The sequence below is a fragment of the Streptomyces sp. NPDC000075 genome, assembly GCF_040301925.1.
GTDB classification, from domain to species: domain Bacteria; phylum Actinomycetota; class Actinomycetes; order Streptomycetales; family Streptomycetaceae; genus Streptomyces; species Streptomyces polychromogenes.
Window position 1 is genome coordinate 46,970 of sequence record NZ_JBEPFL010000031.1, and the last position, 23,790, is coordinate 70,759.

Sequence of the window (23,790 nt, forward strand, 5' to 3'; positions counted from 1 at the left end):
CGCAGGCCCCCCGCTGAGAATCGCCTGAGAGTTCCGCCCGCGGGCCCCGTACGGACCGGCCCCACGGGTCGCACGCCCGGACCGTCCCGTACTGTCGATCCATGCCACGCCGTACAGCGACGATGCTCGCCTCCTCCCTCGTGCTGTTCGCGCTGCTCTGCGCGGGGGTGTTCCTCAAGGTCCCGTACTCCGAGATGAGCCCCGGGCCCACCGTCAACACCCTCGGCGAATCGCACGGCGAGCCGGTCCTGAACATCTCCGGCCACAAGACGTACCCGACCACCGGGCACCTCAACATGACGACGGTCCGCGTCACGGGCGCCGACTACGACATGAACCTGCTCGAGGCCGTGTACGGCTGGATCGCGGACGACAACATCGTCGTCCCGCACGAGAACCTCTACCCGGACGGGAAGACGGACAAGGAGTCCACGCAGGAGAACGCCGAGGAGTTCAGCCAGTCGCAGGAGAGCGCCAAGGTGGCCGCCCTCAAGCAGCTCGGCATCCCGGTCAGCGCCCGCGTCGTCGTCGCCAGCGTGGTCAAGGGCAGCCCCTCCGAGGGCAAGCTGCACGCCGGGGACGTCCTCAAGGAGGTCGACGGCACCCCCGTCACCGCGCCCGGCGACGTCGCCAAGCTCGTCACCAAGCACAAGCCGGGCGAGCCCGTCGAGTTCACCATCGTCCCCGCCGCCGCGGCGGCCGAGGCCGAGAAGGCGAACCGCGAGCCCACCGCCACCACCAAGGTGACCGTCACCGCGGGCAAGGCGCAGGACGACGGTCACGCCGTCGTCGGCATCCGGGCCGGGACCGACCACACCTTCCCGTTCCCGATCGACATCAAGCTCGCCGACGTCGGCGGCCCCAGCGCCGGCCTGATGTTCGCGCTGGGCATCGTCGACAAGCTCACCCCCGAGGACCTGACCGGCGGCAAGTTCATCGCCGGCACCGGCACCATCGACGACACGGGCAAGGTCGGCCCGATCGGCGGCATCCAGATGAAGACCATCGGCGCCCGCCAGGCCGGGGCCGAGTACTTCCTCACCCCGGCCGAGAACTGCGCCTCCGCCGCCGCGCAGGTCCCCGACGGCCTGACCCTGGTGAAGGTCTCCACCATCGACGACGCCACCAAGGCCCTGCAGAAGATCAGCAAGGGGGACACGGCCGGGCTGCCGCGCTGCACGAAGTCCTGAGCGCACGGTCCCGGCCGCGTCCCGGCCCCGGTCCTGCGGGGCCTCAGACGAAGGTGGCCGACAGCGCCTCGGCCAGGCCCGGCACCAGGCCCGCGCCGGTCAGCACCTCGCTGGAGGAGTCCTTCTCCCGCAGCCGCACGGCGGACTCCCGCGAACCGTCGCGCAGGACGCCCACCGTCAGGCGCACCTCCTGCCGCTCCGGGTGGCCGGCGACCCACTTGGCCAGCTGCTTGTCGTTGAGCCCCTCGGGTACGGAGGCCTCGGCGGACGGCGGCAGCATCAGCCGCTCCACCGTCAGGGCGCACCCGACGACCGCGTCGGGCCAGGCGATGGTCCCCAGGAACTTGTCCAGCGGGGTCCCGGCCGGCACCTCGTCCTGCTCGATCGGGGTGAGCTGGGCCTTGCCGGCGTCGTCCGTGTCGAGGCCGAGCTGGCTCGCGAGGCCGGGCTCCTGGCGGCGCAGGCGGGCCGTGTCGACCAGGGCGAAGAGGCGGGCCGGCTTGTCCCAGCCGAGGGTGGAGGCGTACTCGTCGATCTCGAGGACGGCGCGGGTCAGCGGACTGGCCGCCATGGGGGTGCCGGGGGAGGGCGAAAGGTTGGACATGGACAACATCCTGCCTCCTTTCTCCCCGATACCGGGAACTGACTAAAGCCTCAGTAAGTTGCATGGGTGGGCCCTACGATCGTGGGCCCACGACCAGACCCAGCGACATTCGAGGTGCGCACCTTGGCTTTCCAGATGCCGGACCGCGGCGGAGGCCCCTCCGGGCCACGGATGAGAGTCGGCCGCCCCTCCCGGCGCGCCCGGACCCTTCTGCTGACCCTGGGCGTCCTGGCCGTTCTGGCCATGGCGTTCATCATGTTCGCCGGCTTCTGGACGGACTGGCTCTGGTTCCGCTCCGTCAAGTACTCCTCGGTCTTCACCACCACCCTGTGGACCAAGATCGGCCTCTTCGCCGTCTTCGGCCTGCTGATGGCGGGTGCCGTCGGGCTGAACGTGTGGCTGGCGTACCGGCTGCGGCCGCCGCTCAGCGCGATGTCGATGGAGCAGCAGAGCCTCGACCGCTACCGCATGAGCGTCGCCCCGTACCGGAAGTGGCTGCTCCTGGGCATCGCCGCGATCGTCGGGCTGATCGCGGGGGCGTCGGCGGCCGGCCAGTGGAAGACCTGGCTGATGTACGTGAACGGGGTGCCCTTCGGCAAGAAGGACCCCCAGTTCCACCTCGACGTGTCCTTCTACACGTTCGACCTGCCCTGGTACCGCTTCCTGCTCGGCTTCGGCTTCGCCGCGGTCGTGCTGTCGGTGATCGCGGCCGTCGTCGTGCACTACCTGTACGGCGGACTGCGCGTGACCAGCCCGGGCGCCCGGGCCACCGCCGCGGCCACCGGGCACCTGTCGGTGCTGCTCGGCCTGTTCGTCACGTTCAAGGCGGTCGCCTACTGGCTCGACCGGTACGGCCTGGCCGTGAAGTCCAGTGACTTCAAGGCCTCCGACAACTGGACCGGCCTGCGCTACGTCGACGCCAACGCCTACCTGCCGGCGAAGACGATCCTCGTCGCCATCGCCGCCATCTGCGCGGTGCTGTTCTTCGCCACCCTGTGGCGGCGCACCTGGCAGCTGCCGGTCATCGGCTTCGGCCTGATGGTCCTCTCGGCGATCCTGATCGGCGGGCTGTACCCGGCGATCGTGCAGAAGTTCCAGGTCCAGCCGAACGAGCAGGCCAAGGAATCCCCGTACGTCGAGAAGAACATCAAGGCCACGCGCGACGCCTACGGGATCGAGGGGGCCGAGGTCAAGGACTACCCGGGCGTCCCGCAGACGGACGACCGGACCAAGCTGCGGTCGGTGGCCGACACCACCGCCAGCCTGCGCCTGCTCGACCCGAACATCGTCTCGCCGGCCTTCCAGCAGCTCCAGCAGGTCAAGGGCTACTACGGCTTCCCGTCCACACTGGCGGTCGACCGGTACAGCGGCCAGGACACGGTCATCGGGCTGCGTGAGCTGAACATCGGCGGCATCCCGAAGAACAACTGGATCAACGACCACTTCAAGTACACCCACGGCTACGGCGTCGTCGCGGCCAAGGGCACCACGGTCAAGGACGGCGCCCCCGACTTCACCCAGTCCGACCTGCCCTCCAAGGGCATGTTCGGCACGGACTTCGAGCAGCGCGTCTACTACGGCGAGCAGACGAAGCAGTACTCGATCGTCGGCGGACCGCAGAAGGAGCTCGACTACTCGGACGACAAGGGCGAGAAGGAGACGAGCTACAAGGGCGACTCCGGCGTCAACCTGAACAACCCGGTCAACCGCGCCGCGTACGCGCTCGCCTTCAGCGAGCCGCAGATCCTCTACTCGGGGGCCATCGGCGAGGGCTCGCGGATCCTCTACAACCGCACGCCCAAGGACCGCGTCGAGGCCGTCGCGCCCTGGCTGACCATCGACGGCGCCCCGTACCCGGCCGTCGTCGACGGGCGGATCAAGTGGATCGTCGACGCCTACACGACGACGAACGGCTACCCCTACGCCTCGCGCACCACGCTCGGCCAGAGCACCGCGGACTCGCTGACCAACAGCCAGCGCGCCGTGGTGGCCCAGGAGAACCGGGTCAACTACATCCGCAACTCGGTGAAGGCCACCGTCGACGCCTACGACGGCACGGTGAACCTCTACCAGTGGGACACCCAGGACCCGGTCCTGAAGACCTGGATGAAGGCCTTCCCGGGCACGGTGAAGCCCAAGAGCGAGATCTCCAAGCCGCTCATGGACCACATGCGCTACCCGCAGGACCTGTTCAAGGTCCAGCGCGAGCTCCTGACCCGCTACCACGTCACGGACCCGCAGACCTTCCTCAGCGGCAGTGAGGCCTGGGCGGTCCCGGACGACCCGACGACCAAGGCCGGTACGGCCGTTCCGCCGTACTACCTGTCGATGAAGATGCCGGGCCAGCCGGAGAAGGACCAGGTCTTCTCGCTCACGACCACCTTCACGCCGAACGAGCGGCCCAACCTGAGCGCCTTCATGGCGGTGAACGCCGATCCCGGGACCCCGGACTACGGCAAGATCCGGATTCTGAAGATGCCGACGAGCAAGCCGCCGGACGGCCCGGGCCAGGTGCAGAGCAAGTTCCAGTCGGAGCCGAAGATCGCCGAGTCGATCCGGCTGCTGCGCGGCGGTGACTCGGAGATCGAGTACGGCAACCTGCTCGCGGTGCCGATGGACGGCGGCATGCTCTACGTGGAGCCGGTGTACGTCCGCAGCTCCGGGCTGAAGTACCCGCTGCTGCGCAAGGTGCTCGTGACCTACGGCGGCCAGACGGCCTTCGAGGACACCCTGGAGAAGGCGCTGAACGTGGTGTTCGGGGCCGAGGCGCCGACCACGCCGGTGCCCCCGGAGACCACGCCGACCAAGCCGGGCGAGACCCCCGCCAACCCGCCGGCCGCACAGGACCCGACGGTCAAGGCGGCCCTCGCCGACGCCCAGAAGGCGGTCGAGGAGGCCGACAAGGCCATGAAGGCCGGCGACTGGACCGCGTACGGCAAGGCCCAGAGCGACCTCCAGGCCGCGCTGAAGCGGGCGATCGACGCGGAGGCGAAGCTGACGGCCCCCAAGCCGGGGGGCTAGGCGGCCCGGCTCGAAAGCGGTAATGGCTCGGTCCCGCGTCGTGATACTGTGGTTTCACCGACGCGGGGTGGAGCAGCTCGGTAGCTCGCTGGGCTCATAACCCAGAGGTCGCAGGTTCAAATCCTGTCCCCGCTACTGAAAAACGAAGGCCCGGATCCCTTGGGATCCGGGCCTTCGTCATGCCCGGAAAGCACCGGGAAGAAGCTGCTGGGGGACATGAGGTCACTGGGGCGGGTGAGTTGGGGCGTGAGCGTGTTTGACTTGTCTCTCTGTGGGCATGTCGACAAAACGGTGTAGCGACCTCACTGGCTGCGACATACCAGGTGTACGCGGGTAGCAGGTGATGCGACGATGGGATTTATGGGGGACAGGTCAACTCTGCTGGAGACAGGGCGGTTTGTGAGGGCGGAGGCCGGGTCGGGTACGGAGGCCGGTAAGGCGGCTCCCGCTGTCAACGCGCAGACCGCACTGACCGATGCGGATTTCGCGGAAGAGGCCTTCGGCGACGCCGAGGGGGCGACCGACGCCGAACTGGAGGCGCGCCACCGCGTGGCCGCCGACCGGGGCGATGCGGGTGCCATGAGCGTGCTCGGCGCCCTGCTGCTGCGCCGCGGCGACCTGGCGGGGGCCGAGCCCTACCTGCGCGGCGCCACCGGCGCGGGAGACCGCGCCGCCGCCAACAACCTGGGCGTCCTCCTCCTCCAGCGCGGCTACCCCGACGAGGCCGCCGGCTGGTGGCGGGTCGCCGCCGTCGCCGGATCCGCCCCCGCCGCGCACGCCCTGGGCCGCCACTACCGCGAGCGCGGGGACGAGCCCGCCGCCGAGTACTGGCTGCGCCAGGCCGCGGAGTCCGGCCACGCCCTCGGCGCGTACGGCCTGGCCGACCTGCTGGAGCACCGCGGCGACAAGGGCACCGAGCGCTGGTTCCGGGCCGCCGCCGAACAGGGTCACCGCGAGGCCGCCTACCGCCTGGCCCGGCACCTGCGCAAGGGCGACCCCGCCGAGGCCGAGCAGTGGTACCGGCAGGCCGCCGCCCGGGGCCACCGGCGCGCCGGACTGCACCTGGGCGCCCTCCTGGAGGCGCGCGGCGAGCTGAAGGAGGCCGGCCGCTGGTACCTCAGCTCGGCCAAGCAGGGCGAGGCCCGCGCCGCGTGCGCGCTCGGCTTCCTGCTGCGCGACGCCGGGGACGAGGACAGCGCGGCCGCCTGGTGGCACCGCGCCGCTCAGGACGGCGACGGCAACGCGGCGAACGCCCTCGGCGCCCTGCACGCGGCCCGCGGCGAGACCGAGACGGCCGAGAAGTGGTACCGGGTCGCCATGGACGCCGGCGACCACAACGGCGCCTACAACCTCGCCCTGCTGTGCGCCGCCCAGGAGCGGACCGCCCAGGCCGAGCAGTGGTACCGCCGCGCCGCCTACGCGGGTCACCGCGAGGCCGCCAACGCGCTGGCGATCATGCTGCTCCAGGCCGGGGACGCGGCGGGGGCCGAGCCCTGGTTCTCCAAGGCGGCCGAGGCCGGCAGCGTGGACGCCGCCTTCAACCTCGGGATCCTCTTCGCCAGCCGTGACGAGGACCGCTCCGCCCTGAAGTGGTACGAGCGGGCCGCCGCGGCCGGTCACACCGACGCGGCCCTCCAGGTCGGCATCGCCCTCGTGCGCGACGGCGAGGAGCGCGCCGCCGAGCGGCACCTGCGCTGCGCCGCGAGCGGCGGCAGCGCGGAGGCGGCCTTCCGGCTGGCCGCGCTGCTGGAGTCGCTGGCCCCGCCGCCCGAGCCGGTGGCGCTGGGCGAGCCCGTCGGCGGCGCCGCGCGCAGCGAGAGCGAGGACTGGTACGAGCGCGCCGCCGAGCAGGGCCACCGCCGGGCCCAGGTGCGGGTCGGGATGCTGGCCGCGGCCCGGGGTGACCTGACCGTGGCAGCCCGCTGGTACCGGGAGGCGGCCGAGGCCGGCTCCCGCAACGGCGCCTTCAACCTCGGGCTGCTGCTGGCCCGCGAGGGCAACGAGCCGGAGGCCGCCCTGTGGTGGACCCGGGCGGCGGTGGCCGGGCACGGCCGGGCCGCCCTGCGCCTGGGGCTGCTCGCGGCCCGGCACGGGGACCTCGCGGAGGCGCAGAAGTGGTGCGTACGGGCCATGGAGCTGGGCCCGGCGGAGGTCGCCGAGCGGGCCGCGCGGCTGCGCGACGCGCTCGCGGAGGAACTCTCCGTATGAGGCCCGCCGGGGCAGCGGTTAACTGATTTGCATCTGCCGGGTGGACTCCCGTAGAGTCGTGTTTACCGACGCGGGGTGGAGCAGCTCGGTAGCTCGCTGGGCTCATAACCCAGAGGTCGCAGGTTCAAATCCTGTCCCCGCTACTGAAGGCCCAAGGCCCGGATCCCATGGATCCGGGCCTTGAGTCGTTTCTGAACGTGAACGCGGGACCCGGGTGCGCCCGGGAAACGGAAAGGCCGGGGGCCCCAGCCCCCGGCCTTCTCCGTTGTCCGTCGGTCACGCGCCGGCGCAGTTCGGGCACACCCCGCGGTAGGTCACCTCGACCCCCGAGACCACGAAGCCGAAGCGCTCGCCGTCCGGCAGGTCGGCCAGCGGGTCGCCCGCCGGGTGGACGTCACGGATGGCGCCGCACTGGGCGCAGACCAGGTGGTGGTGGGGGCGGTGCGCGTTCGGGTCGTAGCGCTTGGCCCGCCGGTCCGTCGAGACCTCGAGCACCTCGCCGAGCGAAACCAGCTCGCCCAAGGTGTTGTACACCGTCGCTCGAGAAATCTCGGGCAGTTTGGTGACGGCGCGTGCGTGCACTTCGTCTGCCGTGAGGTGAACGTGGTCACCGTCGAGTACTTCGGCCACGACACGCCGCTGGGCCGTCATGCGCCAGCCGCGTCCGCGAAGTCGTTCCAGCAGGTCACTCATACACGCCAGCCTAACAGTGGGGATTCGGTGCAGATCCCGAACCGATGTGGACTTGGATGCTTACTTGACTTAGACAAAGTCCATCGTAGGATCGGATACGGCAAACGCCAAGGACAGGACTTGCAGGAATGACGCAGGAGGCGCACGTGACGCAGGGACCGCTCACCACGGAGGCCGGAGCTCCGGTCGCCGACAACCAGAACAGCGAGACCGCTGGGGTCGGCGGGCCGGTCCTCGTCCAGGACCAGCTCCTCCTGGAGAAGCTCGCCCACTTCAACCGCGAGCGCATCCCGGAGCGCGTGGTGCACGCCCGCGGCGCCGGCGCCTACGGCACCTTCACGGTGACCGCGGACGTCACGCGGTACACCCGGGCGAAGTTCCTCTCCGAGGTCGGCAAGCAGACCGAGACCTTCCTGCGCTTCTCCACCGTCGCGGACAGCCTCGGCGGCGCCGACGCGCGCCGTGACCCGCGCGGCTGGGCGCTGAAGTTCTACACCGAAGAGGGCAACTACGACCTCGTCGGCAACAACACGCCGGTGTTCTTCATACGCGACGCCATCAAGTTCCCGGACTTCATCCACACCCAGAAGCGCGACCCGTACACGGGCTCGCAGGAGGCGGACAACGTCTGGGACTTCTGGGGTCTGTCGCCCGAGTCCACGCACCAGGTGACCTGGCTGTTCGGCGACCGCGGCATCCCGGCGTCCTACCGCCACATGAACGGCTACGGCTCGCACACGTTCCAGTGGAACAACGAGGCCGGCGAGGTCTTCTGGGTCAAGTACCACTTCAAGACCGACCAGGGCATCAAGAACCTCACCCAGGCCGAGGCCAACCGGCTCGCCGGTGAGGACCCGGACTCCCACCAGCGCGACCTGCGCGAGTCCATCGAGCGCGGCGAGTTCCCGAGCTGGACCGTGCAGGTCCAGATCATGCCGGACGCCGACGCGGCGAACTACCGCTTCAACCCGTTCGACCTCACCAAGGTGTGGCCGCACGAGGACTACCCGCCGATCGAGATCGGCAAGCTGGAGCTCAACCGCAACCCGGAGAACATCTTCGCCGAGGTCGAGCAGTCCATCTTCTCCCCGGCGCACTTCGTCCCCGGCATCGGTCCGTCCCCGGACAAGATGCTCCAGGGCCGTCTCTTCGCGTACGGCGACGCCCACCGCTACCGCGTCGGCATCAACGCCGACCACCTGCCGGTGAACCGCCCGCACGCCACCGAGGCGCGCACCAACTCCCGTGACGGCTACCTGTACGACGGCCGCCACAAGGGTGCGAAGAACTACGAGCCCAACAGCTTCGGCGGCCCCTTCCAGACGGACCGCCCGCTGTGGCAGTCCACCCCGGTCACCGGCGGCACGGGCAACCACGCGACCCCCTCGCACGCCGAGGACAACGACTTCGTCCAGGCGGGCAACCTCTACCGCCTGATGTCCGAGGACGAGAAGGCCCGTCTGATCGAGAACCTGTCCGGCTTCATCGCCAAGGTCTCCCGTGACGACATCGCCGAGCGCGCGATCAGCAACTTCCGCCAGGCGGACGGCGACTTCGGCAAGCGGCTGGAAGCCGCGGTCCAGGCCCTCCGCGGCTAGTACGGACCGCTCGCCGTAGCGCGGTGGCGGGCCGGGACCCCTCGGGGTTCCGGCCCGCCGCCGTTTCACGCCGCCGCGACGGCGCGCCGCGTGCGTACCTGGGAGCGGATGACGTCGCGGACGGAGACGATGCCCACCGGGCCGCCGTCCTCCAGCACGATCAGGTGCCGGAAGCCGCCGACGGCCATCGCCTCGGCGGCTTCCGCCACGGTGGCCTCGGGCGTGCAGAAGACGACGTTGTTGGTGGTGTGCGCGCCCACCGACTCCCGGTCGGGGTCATGGCCCGCGCCGATCGAGTTCAGGATGTCGCGCTCGGTCAGGATGCCGATGCCGCTGTGGTCGGGGTCGAGGACGACGGCCGCTCCGACGCGCCGGCCCGACATCAGGCAGGCCGCCTGACGCAGGGTGTGGGCGGGTCCGAGGGTCAGGATCACGGTGCTCATGGCGTCACGGACGAGCATGAAGAGAACCACCTCCTGGGTGTGTCCCGCTTCGAGAACCGCTTCACAAGCGCACAAGCGGGGGAGTCTCAGATTCCCACGAGCACGCAGCGTCATCAAGGGGGCGCGCTGAGCGCACGCCCCCGCGCGCCGGGATCAGGCGGAGGGGCGCAGGAAGCCCAGCATCTCCTCGTGGAGCAGCCCGTTCGAGGCGGCCGCGTTGCCGCCGTGCACCCCGTCCACGCCGTCGATGCTCGTGAAGCGGCCGCCCGCCTCCTGGACGACGACCGCGAGGGCCGCCATGTCCCACAGGTTCAGCTCGGGCTCGGCGCACAGGTCCAGGGAGCCCTCGGCGACCATCATGTACGGCCAGAAGTCCCCGTAGCCCCGGGTCCGCCAGCAGGCGCGGGTCAGGTCCAGGAAGCCGGGCAGGCGTCCCAGCTCCTCCCAGCCGCTCAGCGAGGAGAACGCGAAGGAGGCGTCCGCCAGGGTGGCCACCCGGGACACGCCGATCGGGCCCGCGGGCTCGCCCAGCGCGCCGCCCGCGAAGGCGCCCCCGCCCTGCGCGGCCCACCAGCGTCGGCCCAGCGCCGGAGCCGAGACCACGCCGACGACCGGGCGGAACACCCCGTCCGGGCCCTCCTCCGTCAGGGAGATCAGGGTCGCCCACACGGGCACGCCGCGCACGTAGTTCTTCGTGCCGTCGATCGGGTCCACGACCCAGCGGCGCGGGCCCTCGCCCTTGAGCCCGTACTCCTCGCCGAGGATCGCGTCGTGCGGCCGTGCGGCCAGGATCCCGGCCCGGATGATCTCCTCGGCGGCCTGGTCGGCCTCGCTCACCGGAGTCATGTCCGGCTTGGTCTCCACCTTCAGGTCGAGGGCCCGGAACCGCTGCATGGTGGCGGCGTCCGCCGCGTCGGCGAGTTCGAGGGCGAGGCGCAGGTCGTCGTCATACGTGGGCATGCCCGAACAGTATCGAGACCGCACCGCCCCCGCGAACGCCGTCCACGGTACGGCCGGGAGGCGCCCTTGACAGGATCTGGCGGCCCGTCAAATCTTGCGGGTGAGCCAGGCCCGGGGACAGCCGGCCGGCGCGACAGGCGGGGGAGGCGACGTTGTCGGCGGCCCGGGAGTCCTTGCTGAAAGCGGCGGAGGCGGCGCTGTGCGCCCGCCCCTGGCCGGCCGTGCGGATGGTGGAGGTCGCGAACGCCGCCGGGGTCTCGCGGCAGACGCTGTACAACGAGTTCGGCGGCAAGGAGGGCCTCGGCCGGGCCCTGGTGCGCCGCGCGGCCGACTGGTACCTCGACGGGGTGGACCGGGCGCTGGCCGCTGCCCCGCCCGGGCACACCGCCGCCGAGCGGCTCGCGGCGGTCGCCGAGTGGACCGTACGGGCGGCCCGCGCGCGTGCGCTCGTACGGGCCCTGCTGACCGGGGCGTGGACCCCGGCCCTGCCCGCGCCGCCCCCGGCCGGGAGCCGGCTGGCGATCGCGCCGGGGGAGCTGACCCGGGCCGTCCGCGACCGGGCCGCCGCCGCGCTGCCGCAGGAGCCGGAGCGGCGCTGTGAGCTCGCCGTGCGGCTCGCGCTGTCCTACGTGGTGGCGCCCGGGGAGGAGCCGGGGGAGCGGGAGCTGCTGCGGCTGCTCAGTGGGCCGAGCCGGAGAGCTGGAGGCCGATGACGCCGAGGATGACCAGCGTGATCGAGACCAGCTTGAGGGTGGAGACCAGGTCCCCGAGGAAGACCATGCCGTAGATGGCGGTCCCGGCCGCCCCGATGCCCGTCCACACCGCGTACGCCGGGCCCACGTCCAGCTTCTTGAGGGCCAGGGTCAGCAGGCCGAAGCTGCCGAGCGCGAAGCACGCGAAGGCGATCGTCGGCCACAGCCGGGTGAACCCGTGGGACAGCTTGAGGCAGACCGCGAAACCGGTCTCCAGGATTCCCGCGACCACGACCAGCAGCCACGCCATGTCGAATGCCTCCCCGCGTCAGGTGACATCGCGTCACGTGGTGGGATTATGCATTTACCAGACAAGGCGTGACGCAAACCCCGCCGGACGATCAGTCGCCTTCGCGGCGCTCGCGCGTCCCCAGCAGCCGGCGCAGCGAGTACAGCCGCGCCGGATCCGCGTGACCGTCCTCCACCCACTGGTCGAGCGCGCAGTCCGGCTCGTCGTGGCTGCACGCGCGCGGGCACTCCTCCGTACCCGGCACCAGGTCCGGGAAGGCCAGCACCACCCGGGAGGGGTCCACGTGGTGCAGGCCGAAGGAACGCACGCCCGGGGTGTCGATGACCCAGCCGTCCCCGGAGGGCAGGGGCAGGGCCAGCGCGGAGGTGGTGGTGTGCCGGCCGCGGCCGGTGACCTTGTTGACGTGGCCGGTGGCCCGCTGACGGCCCTCGGCGACCAGCGAGTTCACCAGCGTCGTCTTGCCGACGCCCGAGTGGCCGACGAAGGCGGTGATCCGGCCCTCCAGCCGCTCGCGGACCCGCTCGGCGGCGTCGCCCGTCTCCAGCTCCTCGCGGTTGGTCACCACGTAGTTCAGGCCGAAGGTCGAATAGACCTCCAGGATCTTGTCCGGGGAGGTCAGGTCGGACTTGGTGAGCACCAGCAGGGGCTCCAGCCCCGCGTCGTACGCCGCCACCAGACAGCGGTCGATCATCCGGGGCCGGGGCTCCGGGTCGGCCAGCGCCGTGACGATGGCCAGCTGGTCGGCGTTGGCGACGACCACCCGCTCGTACGGGTCGTCGTCGTCGGCGGTGCGCCGCAGGACGGACTTGCGCTCCTCGATCCGCACGATCCGGGCGAGGGTGTCCTTCTTGCCGGACAGGTCGCCGACGAGGGACACCCGGTCGCCGACCACCGCCGCCTTGCGGCCCAGTTCACGGGCCTTCATCGCGGTGACCTTGCGATCGTCGACCAGGCAGGTCAGCCGGCCCCGGTCGACGGTGAGGACGAAGCCCTCGGAGGCGTCCTCGTGCTTGGGCCGGATGTTCGTCCGCGCCCGGTTGCCCTTGGGGTTCGGGCGCTGGCGGATGTCGTCCTCGTCGGTGTGCTTGCCGTACCTGCGCATGACCGGGCCCCTACGCTCCCGCTCCCGCATCCGCTCCGGAGAGCATGTCCGTCCACATCTTCGGGAAGTCGGGCAGCGTCTTGGCGGTGGTCGCCACGTTCTCGATCTCCACGCCCGCGACGGCCAGGCCGATCACCGCGCCCGCGGTGGCCATGCGGTGGTCGTCGTAGGTGTGGAAGACCCCGCCGTGCAGCGGGCGCGGGCGGATGTGCAGCCCGTCCGCCGTCTCGGTGACGTCGCCGCCGAGCTCGTTGATCTCCTTGGTCAGCGCGGCCAGCCGGTCCGTCTCGTGCAGCCGCAGGTGGGCCACCCCGCGCAGGGTCGACGGGGAGTCGGCCAGCGCCGCCACGGCGGCGATGCCCGGGGTCAGCTCGCCGACCTCGCCCAGGTCCACGTCGATGCCGTGGATCGTGCCGGTGCCGGTGAAGACTAGGCCCGCGTCGGTCAGCTCGCAGGAGCCGCCCATCTCGGTGAAGATGCGGCGCAGCTCGTCGCCGGGCTGCGTGGTGCGGTGCGGCCAGTCCGGGATGGTGACCGTGCCGCCGGTGATCAGCGCGGCCGCCAGGAAGGGCTGGGCGTTGGACAGGTCCGGCTCCACCACCATGTCGCGGCCCAGCAGCGCGCTCGGCGCGACCCGCCACACGTTCTTCTCGCCCCCGGCCTCGGGCGTGTCGACCTGGGCGCCGGCCGCGCGCAGCATCTCCACCGTCATCCGGATGTGCGGCATCGACGGCAGGGTCGCGCCGGTGTGCCGGACCTCGACGCCCTGGTTGAAGCGCGGGGCGGACAGCAGCAGCGCCGAGACGAACTGCGAGGAGTTGGAGGCGTCGATCTCGACCGTGCCGCCCTCCAGGGCGCCGCCGCCGTGGACGGTCATCGGCAGCGCGCCGCGGCCGTCGTCGTCGATCCGGGCGCCCAGGGCGCGCAGGGCGTTGATGACCTCGCCGAGCGGGCGCTCGTAGGAGCGCGGGTCGCCGTCGAAGCGGATGTCGCCCGCGGCCAGGGTGGCGACGGGCGGCAGGAAGCGCATGACCGTGCCCGCGTTGCCGACGTCGACGGTGGCCGGACCGTGCAGGGCGGCGGGGATGATCCGCCAGGCCTCGCCGCCCGCGCCGGCGCCGGCGGAGCTGGAGGAGACCGTCTCCTCGATGCCGACGCCCAGGGCGCGCAGCGCGTCCGACATCAGCTGCGAGTCGCGCGAGCGCAGCGGACGGCGCACCCAGCCCGGCTCGGCGGCCAGGGCGGCGAGCACGAGGGCGCGGTTGGTGACCGATTTGGACCCCGGCACGGTGACGGTGGCGTGGACGGCGCCCTCGGCGAGCGGAGCGGGCCAGAGGGGATGGAGCGCGGGGGTCTCGGTCATGGCCCCCACTTTAGTGGCTCCCCGCTACCCCGGATCTTGATCGCTCCCGCGTCTCACAGGCCGAGCAGCCAGCGCCCGCCGCCCACCAGGCAGCACAGCGTGACCGTGTGGAAGAAGACCAGCCAGACCACCGGATGCAGGTGCGTGAGCCGCCCCAGCTGGTCGGCGTCGGAGTCCGGCGCCCCGCCCCCGCGCCGCTTGACCTGGAGCTCGAAGACCGGCCGCACCCCGCCCACCAGCAGGAACCACACCGCCGCATAGGCGAACACCGCCTGCACCTGGGCCGAGGCCAGCCAGGACACCAGGACGAACGCCGTACCGGTCAGGATCACGGTCAGCAGCCCGTACGCGTTGCGGATCCGCACCAGCAGCAGCACCAGCAGCGCGGTCGCCGCCCACAGCAGCACCGTGATCCGGTGCGCCGACAGCAGGGCGGCCCCGCCGAGGCCCAGCAGCGAGGGCGCCGTGTACCCGGCGGCCGCCGTCAGGACCATGCCGATCCCGGTCGGCTTGCCCCAGCTGACGGTGACCCCGCTCGTGTCCGAGTGCAGCCGGATCCCCGCCAGCCTGCGGCCGCTCAGCCGGGCCACCAGCCCGTGGCCGCCCTCGTGCGCGATGGTGATCGCGTTGCGGGCCGGCAGCCACAGCGGCCGCCAGGCGACGACGGCCAAGGCGGCCAGGCCGGTGGCGGCCACGAGCCACCAGTCCGGGGCGGTCTGTATACCGGTCAGCCGGTCCCAGAGGCCGGCGGTCGTGGTGCTGTCCATGGAGTGGCGCACTCCTTGCGGTGGGGGGCGGTCGTCGTGGCAGTGTGTCAGCCATGTGCGGAAGGTTTGCGGCCGGTCGGACGCCACAGGAGCTGGCGGGGATATTCGGCATCGAGCGGTGGGAGCCCGAGGAGACCCTGGCCCCCGACTACAACGTGGCGCCCACGAAAGAGGTCCACGTCGTCCTCGACCGCCCCCTCAAAGACGCGCGTGACCCCCGTCCGGTTCGCCAGCTGCGGACCCTGAAGTGGGGCCTGGTCCCCTCCTGGGCCAAGAGCCCCGAGGGCGCCGCCCGGATGATCAACGCCCGGTCGGAGACCCTGCACGAGAAGCCCTCCTTCCGGCGCCCCTTCGCCCAGCGCCGCTGCATCGTCCCCGCCGACGGCTACTACGAGTGGGTCACCGCCCACGACGAGCGGCAGCTGGAGGTCGAGGGGAAGCGGAAGCGGGCCCGCAAGCAGCCCTACTTCGTGCTCCCCGCCGACGGCTCCGTCTTCGCGATGGCCGGGATCTACGAGTTCTGGCGCGACGCCACCCTGCCCCCCGACCACCCGCAGGCCTGGTGGGCCACCTGCTCGGTGATCACCGCCGAGGCCGAGACCACCCCGCTGGGCGTCGCCCCCGCCGAGGGGCCCCGCTCGCTCTCCGACATCCACCCCCGGATGCCGCTGATGCTCACCCCGGACCGCTGGGACGCCTGGCTCGACCCCGCCCGCAGCGACGAGACGGGCCTGCGCGAGCTGCTGGCCCCGCCGCCGGGCGGGCTGATGCGGGCCTACCCGGTCTCCACCGCCGTGAGCAACGTACGCAACAACGGGCCGGAGCTGCTCGGCGAGCTGGAGGCCCCCGAGGAGGGCACGCTCTTCTAGGCGTTTCCAGGCCGCCCCTCCCGGCCCCGGCACGCCCCCACCGGGGCCGCCGCCCGGCACGATGGGGGCATGACCACGCGCAGCGAGACCGTCGACACCCCGGCCGGCCAGGCCCGGATCACCTGGCACACGGCCCGCGCCGCCAAGGCCGTACTGGCCCTCGGCCACGGCGCCGGCGGCGGCGTCGAGGCCCGCGACCTCCAGGCCCTGGCGGCGGAGCTGCCCGCGCGGGGCTTCACCGTCGCTCTGGTCGAACAGCCCTGGCGGGTGGCGGGGAAGAAGGTGGCGGCCGCCCCCAAGGTCCTCGACGAGGGCTGGCGCGGCCTGTGGCCCGCCCTGGAGAAGCCCGGGCCGCCCGTCGTCGCCGGCGGCCGCAGCGCGGGCGCCCGGGTGGCCTGCCGGACCGCCGCGGAACTGGGCGCCGCCGGGGTGCTCGCGCTGGCCTTTCCCCTGCACCCGCCGGGCAAGCCCGAGAAGTCCCGGGCGGACGAGCTGCTGGGGGCGGGCCGGCCCGCACTGGTCCTCCAGGGCGGCCGGGACCCCTTCGGGCGGCCGGAGGAGTTCCCCGAGGGGGAGTACGAGCTGGTCGAGGTGGCCCACGGCGACCACGGCTTCGCCGTGCCCAAGAAGGCCGCCCTGACCCAGGAGGAGGCCCTCGCCGTGATCACCGGCGCGGTGGCCCCCTGGCTCGCCCGGCTCCTCGGCTGAACCCTTCGGCGGCCGAGCCCCCCGGCGGCCGAGCCCCCTCCGGCGGCCGTCCCCTTCGGCGGCCGAGCCCCCCGGCCCGGACCTGACAGATTTCCGCCGGGCCGGCACGTGATCCCGCTCACCCGCCGTCCCCCGGCCCCCGCGCACACGCCGGATCCCTTGCCCCGCCCGGGAATGCGCGGGCGGGGGCTCCTGTTGTGCGGAGTGTCGGTACGCAGGGAAAAGACGTCGGAGGAGAGGGAGCGCATGACCCGGGTCATCAGCCAGAACCGTCCGCAGGCCGCTGACCTGGAGTGGACGGTCCTGCCGGCGCCCAGGCGCGGCTCGGTTCGAGCGGCGGAGGGCCGGGATGGTCGACTATTCTCCGATTCGAGCGGATCCGCTTTCGGAGCCGCCACGCTGTCGGAGGAGGTGGGTCCTGTCGCTGGGACCGACGAAGGCCAGGCGCAGGAGACGACCGCTGAGCGCAATGCGCGATTCGAGCGGGACGCCCTCGGCTACCTCGACCAGATGTACTCCGCCGCCCTGCGCATGACGCGCAACCCGGCCGACGCCGAGGACCTGGTCCAGGAGACGTACGCGAAGGCGTACGCGTCCTTCCACCAGTTCCGCGAGGGCACCAACCTCAAGGCGTGGCTGTACCGCATTCTGACCAACACCTTCATCAACTCCTACCGCAAGAAGCAGCGCGAGCCGCAGCGGAGCGCCGCGGAGGAGATCGAGGACTGGCAGCTGGCGCGCGCCGAGTCGCACATGTCGACCGGTTTGCGTTCGGCCGAATCGCAGGCGCTCGACCACCTGCCGGATTCCGACGTGAAGGAGGCCCTCCAGGCCATTCCCGAGGAGTTCCGCATCGCGGTCTATCTTGCCGACGTAGAGGGCTTTGCGTACAAGGAGATCGCGGACATCATGGGTACACCCATCGGTACGGTCATGTCCCGGCTGCACCGTGGCCGCCGTCAACTCCGCGGAATGCTGGAGGACTACGCCCGCGAGCGCGGGCTGGTCCCCGCGGGCGCGGGAGAGTCGAACGACCTGAAAGGCTCGGGCTCATGAGCTGCGGAGACCCGCACGAGACGGAGTGCGCCGAGGTCCTGGACCATCTCTACGAGTTCCTGGACCACGAGATGCCCGACAGTGATTGCACGAAGTTCGAGACGCACTTCGGCGAGTGCAATCCCTGCCTGGAGAAGTACGGTCTGGAACAGGCCGTGAAGAAGCTGGTCAAGCGCTGCTGCGGATCGGACGACGTACCGACCGATCTGCGTTCCAAGGTCATGGGACGGATCGAGCTGATCCGCTCGGGCCAGGCCGTTCCGGATCACGACATCACGGCGGGACCCGCGGGCGGCTAACACCGCCGGAAGCACGGTCCGTTCACTCGAACGTGCTAATCCGCAGCCGCCCGTACGGGGCAATACGAAAATGTCCCCCGCTTCGCGCGGGGGCCGACTTATTCTCCCCTCGCGGTACCCCTTCCGATCCGATGCCCGGATCGCCGCCCGGGGGGAGGAGAGCGCCATGCGGGTCCTTCCGCCGGCGGCGCGCGCCTGCGTCCTGGGCGCGGTGCTCGCGGCCGCCGCCTGTGCCGCCCCCGCCCTGCGCCCCGGATCCGCCGTGCCCTGGCCGGCCGTGGGACTGCTGGCCGCCCTCTGCCTCGGCTCCGAGGCCGCCCGGATCCTTCCGCTGCGCGGGCGCGGGTCGCCCGAGGGGACCGGCCCCTTCTTCCCGGTGGTGCTTGCCGCCGTCTTCCTGCTGCCGCCCTCCGCCGCCGCGCTCGTGGCCCTGCCCGCCGGGCTCGCCCAGCCCGCCGTCCAGCGGCCCGTCGCCGTGCGCCGCGTCTGGCACGCGGCCCAGCAGGCCGTCGCCGCCTGGGCCGCCGGGCAGGCGTACGGACTGCTCGGCGGCCGGGAGGCGCTCGCCGGGGCGGCCGCCTTCCCCTCCGCGATGCTCCCCGCGGCCCTCGCCGCAGGCGTCTTCTGCCTGGTGCTCACCGCCCTCGACGCCGCCGTCCTGGCCGCCGCCGAACCCCGCCCCGCCGAACCCCGTCCCGCCGGGGCCGCCCGGCGCGGGCCGGCCGGCCTCCCGCGGCTCCCGTCCGGGGGGACCGCCGCCCTCGCCCCGTACTGCCTGCACGGCCTGGTCGGCCTGATGACGGCCGTCATGTGGCACAGCCCCTACGGGCCGCCCGCCGCACTGCTGGCCCTGCTGCCGATGTACATCTCCTGCTGGGTCTTCGCCCAGTACCGGCGCGAGCACGCCGCGCACCAGGCCACCATCCGCGCCCTCGTCCAGGCCGTCGACATCAAGGACCGCTACACCCGCGGGCACAGCGAACGCGTGGGCCAGGCCTCCGAGATGATCGCCCGGGAGCTGGGCATGGCGGACGACCGCCGCGAGGTCGTCCGCATCGCCGGGATCCTGCACGACGTCGGCAAACTGGGCGTGCCCACACGGCTGCTGCGCAAGGACGGGCCGCTGACCCCGGAGGAGCGGCGGGTCATCGAACTGCACCCCGAGTACGGGCACGAGATGGTGCGCGGCATCGGCTTCCTCGGGGAGGCCCGCGCGGCGATCCTGCACCACCACGAGCGGGTCGACGGCTCCGGCTACCCGTACGGGCTGAGCGGGGAGCAGATCCCGGTGCTGGCCCGGGTGGTGGCGGTGGCCGACTCCTTCGACGCGATGACCTCGACCCGCTCCTACAGCCGGGCCCGGCCGGTGGAGACGGCCCTGGCGGAACTCGAACGCTGCGCGGGCTCCCAGTTCGACCCGGCCATGGTGCGGGCCCTGACCACCGCCGTCGGCCGGCACGGCTGGCACCCGGTGGTCACCTCCGACGAGGACCTCCCCATGGCCCCCGCCGGCCCCGTCCCCGGTCCCGCCCCCGCCGCCGGTGCCACCCCCGCCGCCTCAGGGCGGGACACCGGCCGGGAGGGCCTGCCCGGGATGCCGGCCCAGGTCCGGGACGCCGCCCAGACCGGGCCGCCCGGCCCGGGGAAGGCCGGCCGGTGAGGGCATGGGCCGGGTGGGCCGTACGGGGGGCCGCCGCCGCGCTCACCGCGGCCGGGCTGGGGCACACCCTGTGGACCGGGGTCACCGAACCCGCCACCGCCCTGGCCTTCGGCGCCCTGGTCACCGTCGGTGAGCTCGCCCGCCGCGACCACCCCGCCGCCGGCCGCCGCCCCGCCCCGCTCGGTTCCGCCGGAGCCCTCGCCTACGCCCTGCTCGGGCAGGACGCCGGGCGGCCCACCCATCACGGCGTGCTCCAGATCGTCGCCGTCGTCGTCGCGGCCGCCCTCGCCGGGTCCGTCCCGCACATCGCCCGGGGCCACGGCCCCGCCCTGGACCACGTGGCCCGGCGGGTCCTGGCCGTCGCCTTCGCCGCCGCCTGCTTCCAGCCCCTGCTCGGCTCCGGCCGGCTCACGCGGTGGACCGGGCAGGGCCCCGGCCTCGTCCTGTTCCTGCTGCTCCTGCTGGGCCTCACCGCCCTGTGCGACGCCGTCCTCGCCGCCGCGCTGGCCGGGGCCCGCACCGGATGGCCGTACGGGCCGCTGCTGCGCGACGAGCTGCGCGCCCAGCTCGGGATCGGCCCGGCCATCTGTGCCACCGGGGTGGTGATGGCGCTCGGGGTGGCCGTGGCGGGGCTGTGGGCCCTGCCGGTCTTCAGCGTGCCGCTGCTGCTGACCCAGCTGTCCTTCCACCGGGTCGACGCCGTCCGCACCACCTACCGCCAGACCATCACCTCCCTGGCCCGCGCCACCGAGATCGCCGGCTGCACCGCCCCCGGCCACTCCCGCCGGGTCGCCGCCCTCAGCTGCGCGGTCGGCCGGGAGCTGGGGCTCTCCGAGCGGGAGCTCACGGTGCTGGAGTACGCGGCACTGATGCACGACATCGGCCAGCTCTCCCTCGTCGACCCCGTCCCCGGCGGGGCCACCGCCGAGCTGCCCCCGGACGAGGCCCGCCGGATCGCCGGGCTCGGCGGCGAGGTGGCCCGGCAGACCGGGGTGCCGGCGGAGGTCGCGGTCATCGTGGAACGCCAGGCCGACCCCTACCGCGAGCAGCCCGTCGCGGCCCGGATCGTGCGCGCGGTCAACGCCTACGACGACCTGGCCGGAGCGGGACGTCACCCGGGTGGCCCACTGGCCGCCCTGGAACGGCTCCGCCTGGGCACCGGGCACGACTACCAGCCGGAGGTCGTGGAGTCCCTGGCGAGGGTTCTGGCCAGGGGCGGACGCGGCAGAGTCGTTCCCGTTCCGCCGGGGTAACCCATGGGTAATGAGCGGTCGTCCGAGCGGGCATGGTTGGATGCAGTAAGGGGTGTCCGTGAGGGTGTCCGCAGGGCTGAACCGGTGGAGCGGCAGGCGGGAATCGTGAGGATCTTCGGGAAGGTACGGCATCGGCCCTCCGCCTCGTGGCGGCAGGCCACCGACCGCGCGTTCACGCTGATCGGCGACGGTCGGTACGAGGACGCGGGTGCGCTGCTGACCAGGGCGGCGGACCTGGAGCCCTGGCTGTCCGAGTCCTGGTTCAACCTGGCCCTTCTCCACAAGTTCCGGCACGACTGGGAGCAGGCGCGGGCCGCCGGACTGCGCGCCGTGGCCCTGCTGGACCGCGAGACGGGCGCCCCCGACTGGTGGAACGTCGGCATCGCCGCGACCGCGCTCCAGGACTGGCCGCTGGCCCGCCGGGCCTGGCAGGCGTACGGGCTGAAGGTCCCCGGAGATCCGCACAGCACGGCCGGGACGGGCGAGCCCGTGGGCATGGAACTGGGCAGCGCGGCCGTCCGCCTCTCGCCCGAGGGCGAGGCCGAGGTCGTATGGGGCCGCAGGCTCGATCCAGCCCGCATGGAGGTCCTGTCCATCCCGCTGCCCTCCTCGGGACGCCGCTGGGGCGAGGTCGTCCTGCACGACGGGGTCCCGCACGGCGAGCGGGTCACCGCGGCCGGGCCCTCGTACCCGGTCTTCGACGAGATCGAGCTGTGGGCGCCCTCCCCGGTGCCGACCTGGGTGGTGCTGCTGGAGGCCGCCACCGAGGCCGACCGCGACGCCCTGGAGCAGCTGGCCTCGGACGCGGGCTTCGCCGCCGAGGACTGGTCCTCGTCGGTGCGGCTGCTCTGCCGGACCTGTTCGGAGAGCTCGATGCCCAGCGGCGAGAACAACGGCGACCACCTCGACCCGCACGACCACAGCGAGCCCGGCCACCCCGGCCCGCTGGGCCACCGCACGGCCGGATCCGGTTCCCTGTGGGTGCCCGAGCGCGAATGCGGCATCGCGGCCCCGGCCGGTCTGGTGCGCGGACTGCTCGACGGCTGGGTCGCGGACAGCCCCGACAGCAGGGAGTGGCGGGATCTCGAAGAAGTCTGCTGACCCCGGGCCGTAGGCTGTACGGGCACACCACGGACTTGAGGGAAGGCGTACGGCGGACATGGCGCAGCAGGAGAACCAGGTGACCCCGATCGACGACGAGGGCTACGTCGTGGACACCGAGGACTGTGAGGCGCGCGAGCTCGCGTACCGCGAGCGCGGTACGTCCCGCCCCATCACGGTGGTCGGCAACCCGGTGCTGCACCGCGAGTGCAAGGACGTCACCGAGTTCGGCGACGAGCTGGCGCGGCTGATCGACGACATGTTCGCCAGCCAGAAGACCGCCGAGGGCGTGGGCCTGGCCGCCAACCAGATCGGCGTGGACGCCAAGGTCTTCGTCTACGACTGCCCCGACGACGACGGCGTGCGCCACACCGGTGTCGTGGTCAACCCCAAGCTCGTCGAGCAGCCCGCCGGCTCCCGCGTCCTGGACGACTCCAACGAGGGCTGCCTCTCGGTCCCCACCGCCTACGCCTCCCTGGCCCGCCCGGACTACGCCGAGGTCACCGGCCAGGACGCCCAGGGCAACCCGATCAAGGTCCGCGGCACCGGCTACTTCGCCCGCTGCCTCCAGCACGAGACCGACCACCTGTACGGCTACCTGTACATCGACCGCCTCTCGAAGCGCGACCGCAAGGACGCGCTGCGCCAGATGGCGGAGAACACCCCGCGCTACGAGATCGTCCCGAACGACTGACCCCGCGCGGTCACCGCACCCGCACGAAGGCCCCGCTCCGGAACGCTCCCGGAGCGGGGCCTTCGCCTGTGGGGGGTCTTCCGCGTGGGTCGCGCGGTACGGCGTACCCGGATCACACCACCGCCGGGGTGCGACGGCCAGATGCACCCGTCCTGAATGTCAAGTCATGGGCGATTACCGGCCGTTGCTTCCTGTCAGGCTGCCGCACGGGGACCCCGGAAGGCCCGCCGGAAGGCGTTCGGGGTGGTGCCCAGGGTCCGCAGGAAGTGGTGGCGCAGGGCCGCCGCGTTGCCGAAGCCGCTGCGGCCCGCGACGGCGTCGACCGTGTCGTCGGTGGACTCCAGCAACTCCTGCGCCAGCAGCACCCGCTGGCGCAGCACCCACTGGTACGGGGTGGTCCCCGTCTCCTGGAGGAAGCGGCGGGCGAAGGTCCGGGGCGACATGTGGGCCCGTTCCGCCAGCTGCTCGACGGTGATCTCCTCGTCCAGGTGCCGGGCCATCCAGCCGATCACCTCGCCGACCGTGTCGCAGCCGGTGCGCGGCAGCGGCCGCTGGATGAACTGGGCCTGCCCGCCGTCCCGGTGGGGCGGTACGACCATCCGCCGGGCGATGGTGTTGGCCACCTCGGCGCCGTGCTCCCGGCGCACCACGTGCAGGCAGGCGTCGATGCCCGAGGCGGTTCCGGCGGCGGTGATCACCGGCCCCTCGTCCACGTAGAGCACGTCCGGGTCGACCCGGGCCGCCGGATACCGGCGCATCAGCGCCGGGGCGTGCATCCAGTGAGTGGTGCAGCGCCGCCCGTCCAGCAGCCCGGCCGCGCCCAGTACGAAGGCCCCGGTGCACACGCTGAGCACCCGCGCCCCCCGGTCGACGGCCCGGCGCAGGGCGTCGAGGAAGGGCTCGGGGTACTCCCGCACCGGCGCCTTGCGGTCGGCGGGCAGGCAGATGAGGTCGGCCTCCTCCAGCCGCTCCAGGCCGTGGGCGGGCGCGACGGTGAAGCCGACGTCGGCCATGGTCAGCGGCCCCTCCTCGGCGGCGCACACCGCGAAGTCGTACACCGGCAGCCCCTGCTCGCTCCGGTCGATCCCGAAGACCTCGCAGAAGATCCCGAACTCGAAGGGGGCCACCCCGTCCACGAGGGCCACGGCCACGTTGTTCAGCATGGATCCAGTGTGGCAGTAATTCGCTCTTCGATGACA

The 23,790-nt window shown here is 72.5% G+C and carries 22 protein-coding genes and 2 tRNA genes; 15 read left to right on the plus strand and 9 right to left on the minus strand.

Annotation, left to right across the window (positions count from 1 at the left end):
- Positions 1-101 precede the first annotated feature (101 nt).
- Positions 102-1,190 (plus strand): YlbL family protein, encoded by a 1,089-nt coding sequence (locus ABT403_RS29375; RefSeq protein WP_344164768.1) that lies wholly within the window; start codon positions 102-104, stop codon positions 1,188-1,190.
- 43 nt (positions 1,191-1,233) lie between these two features.
- Here the strand turns inward: ABT403_RS29375 and ABT403_RS29380 are convergent, their stop codons facing one another.
- Positions 1,234-1,803, minus strand: coding sequence for a PPA1309 family protein (locus ABT403_RS29380; protein ID WP_344164771.1), 570 nt, complete (start codon positions 1,801-1,803; stop codon positions 1,234-1,236).
- 126 nt (positions 1,804-1,929) lie between these two features.
- Between ABT403_RS29380 and ABT403_RS29385 the strand changes: the two genes are divergently transcribed.
- The 4 genes from ABT403_RS29385 to ABT403_RS29400 all read left to right on the plus strand — a co-directional run bounded on the left by ABT403_RS29385 (position 1,930) and on the right by ABT403_RS29400 (position 7,166).
- Positions 1,930-4,815 (plus strand): UPF0182 family membrane protein, encoded by a 2,886-nt coding sequence (locus ABT403_RS29385; protein ID WP_344165870.1) that lies wholly within the window; start codon positions 1,930-1,932, stop codon positions 4,813-4,815.
- Positions 4,816-4,876: 61 nt separating this feature from the next.
- Positions 4,877-4,950 (plus strand) — tRNA-Met (locus ABT403_RS29390).
- Between the two features lie 216 nt (positions 4,951-5,166).
- Complete coding sequence (locus ABT403_RS29395; protein ID WP_344164774.1) at positions 5,167-7,023, plus strand: tetratricopeptide repeat protein; 1,857 nt, start codon at positions 5,167-5,169, stop codon at positions 7,021-7,023.
- Positions 7,024-7,092: 69 nt separating this feature from the next.
- A tRNA-Met gene (locus tag ABT403_RS29400) sits at positions 7,093-7,166 on the plus strand.
- Between the two features lie 133 nt (positions 7,167-7,299).
- On the opposite strand, the gene ABT403_RS29405 is transcribed toward ABT403_RS29400, so the two are convergent.
- Positions 7,300-7,716 (minus strand): Fur family transcriptional regulator, encoded by a 417-nt coding sequence (locus tag ABT403_RS29405; RefSeq protein ID WP_344164777.1) that lies wholly within the window; start codon positions 7,714-7,716, stop codon positions 7,300-7,302.
- Between the two features lie 128 nt (positions 7,717-7,844).
- Between ABT403_RS29405 and ABT403_RS29410 the strand changes: the two genes are divergently transcribed.
- Positions 7,845-9,314 (plus strand): catalase, encoded by a 1,470-nt coding sequence (locus ABT403_RS29410; protein WP_344164780.1) that lies wholly within the window; start codon positions 7,845-7,847, stop codon positions 9,312-9,314.
- Between the two features lie 65 nt (positions 9,315-9,379).
- On the opposite strand, the gene ABT403_RS29415 is transcribed toward ABT403_RS29410, so the two are convergent.
- The gene (locus ABT403_RS29415; RefSeq protein ID WP_344164784.1) at positions 9,380-9,775 is read right to left on the minus strand and encodes a CBS domain-containing protein; all 396 of its coding nucleotides are present in this window, start codon (positions 9,773-9,775) and stop codon (positions 9,380-9,382) included.
- A gap of 135 nt (positions 9,776-9,910) precedes the next feature.
- Positions 9,911-10,717 (minus strand): histidinol-phosphatase, encoded by an 807-nt coding sequence (gene hisN / locus ABT403_RS29420; RefSeq protein WP_344164787.1) that lies wholly within the window; start codon positions 10,715-10,717, stop codon positions 9,911-9,913.
- Between the two features lie 152 nt (positions 10,718-10,869).
- Between hisN and ABT403_RS29425 the strand changes: the two genes are divergently transcribed.
- On the plus strand, positions 10,870-11,430 hold the full coding sequence (locus tag ABT403_RS29425; protein ID WP_344164790.1) for a TetR/AcrR family transcriptional regulator: 561 nt from the start codon (positions 10,870-10,872) through the stop codon (positions 11,428-11,430).
- Here the strand turns inward: ABT403_RS29425 and ABT403_RS29430 are convergent.
- From ABT403_RS29430 to ABT403_RS29445, 4 genes are all read right to left on the minus strand, one after another.
- Positions 11,396-11,719 (minus strand): DMT family transporter, encoded by a 324-nt coding sequence (locus ABT403_RS29430; protein WP_007266432.1) that lies wholly within the window; start codon positions 11,717-11,719, stop codon positions 11,396-11,398. The two genes, ABT403_RS29425 and ABT403_RS29430, sit on opposite strands and share 35 nt — an antisense overlap.
- Before the next feature lie 91 nt (positions 11,720-11,810).
- The gene (rsgA, locus tag ABT403_RS29435) at positions 11,811-12,821 is read right to left on the minus strand and encodes a ribosome small subunit-dependent GTPase A (protein ID WP_344164794.1); all 1,011 of its coding nucleotides are present in this window, start codon (positions 12,819-12,821) and stop codon (positions 11,811-11,813) included.
- Between the two features lie 10 nt (positions 12,822-12,831).
- Positions 12,832-14,184, minus strand: coding sequence for a 3-phosphoshikimate 1-carboxyvinyltransferase (gene aroA, locus ABT403_RS29440; RefSeq protein WP_344164798.1), 1,353 nt, complete (start codon positions 14,182-14,184; stop codon positions 12,832-12,834).
- A 53-nt stretch (positions 14,185-14,237) separates the two neighbouring features.
- Positions 14,238-14,951: a M50 family metallopeptidase gene (locus ABT403_RS29445; protein WP_344164801.1), complete on the minus strand. Its 714-nt coding sequence runs from the start codon at positions 14,949-14,951 to the stop codon at positions 14,238-14,240.
- A 53-nt stretch (positions 14,952-15,004) separates the two neighbouring features.
- Here ABT403_RS29445 and ABT403_RS29450 point away from each other — a divergent pair, with 53 nt between their 5' ends.
- The 8 genes from ABT403_RS29450 to def all read left to right on the plus strand — a co-directional run bounded on the left by ABT403_RS29450 (position 15,005) and on the right by def (position 22,591).
- Positions 15,005-15,820, plus strand: a complete 816-nt coding sequence (locus ABT403_RS29450) for an SOS response-associated peptidase (protein ID WP_344164804.1) — start codon at positions 15,005-15,007, stop codon at positions 15,818-15,820.
- A gap of 69 nt (positions 15,821-15,889) precedes the next feature.
- Positions 15,890-16,528: an alpha/beta hydrolase family protein gene (locus ABT403_RS29455; RefSeq protein WP_344164806.1), complete on the plus strand. Its 639-nt coding sequence runs from the start codon at positions 15,890-15,892 to the stop codon at positions 16,526-16,528.
- Positions 16,529-16,939: 411 nt separating this feature from the next.
- Entirely contained in the window at positions 16,940-17,584 is a 645-nt protein-coding gene (locus ABT403_RS29460; protein ID WP_007266438.1) for a sigma-70 family RNA polymerase sigma factor, read from the plus strand.
- A complete protein-coding gene (gene rsrA, locus ABT403_RS29465) occupies positions 17,581-17,883 on the plus strand; it encodes a mycothiol system anti-sigma-R factor (protein ID WP_344164809.1) in 303 nt (100 codons plus the stop codon). The genes ABT403_RS29460 and rsrA overlap by 4 nt, the downstream gene beginning before the upstream one ends.
- A gap of 166 nt (positions 17,884-18,049) precedes the next feature.
- Positions 18,050-19,543, plus strand: a complete 1,494-nt coding sequence (locus ABT403_RS29470; RefSeq protein ID WP_344164812.1) for an HD-GYP domain-containing protein — start codon at positions 18,050-18,052, stop codon at positions 19,541-19,543.
- Positions 19,540-20,796, plus strand: coding sequence for an HD domain-containing protein (locus tag ABT403_RS29475; protein ID WP_344164815.1), 1,257 nt, complete (start codon positions 19,540-19,542; stop codon positions 20,794-20,796). Before ABT403_RS29470 ends, ABT403_RS29475 begins: the two co-directional genes overlap by 4 nt.
- 105 nt (positions 20,797-20,901) lie before the next feature.
- Positions 20,902-21,897: a tetratricopeptide repeat protein gene (locus tag ABT403_RS29480; RefSeq protein ID WP_344164818.1), complete on the plus strand. Its 996-nt coding sequence runs from the start codon at positions 20,902-20,904 to the stop codon at positions 21,895-21,897.
- A gap of 58 nt (positions 21,898-21,955) precedes the next feature.
- Entirely contained in the window at positions 21,956-22,591 is a 636-nt protein-coding gene (gene def, locus ABT403_RS29485) for a peptide deformylase (RefSeq protein WP_344164822.1), read from the plus strand.
- Positions 22,592-22,785: 194 nt separating this feature from the next.
- Here the strand turns inward: def and ABT403_RS29490 are convergent, their stop codons facing one another.
- Positions 22,786-23,754, minus strand: a complete 969-nt coding sequence (locus ABT403_RS29490) for a helix-turn-helix domain-containing protein (RefSeq protein ID WP_344164825.1) — start codon at positions 23,752-23,754, stop codon at positions 22,786-22,788.
- Positions 23,755-23,790 lie beyond the last annotated feature (36 nt).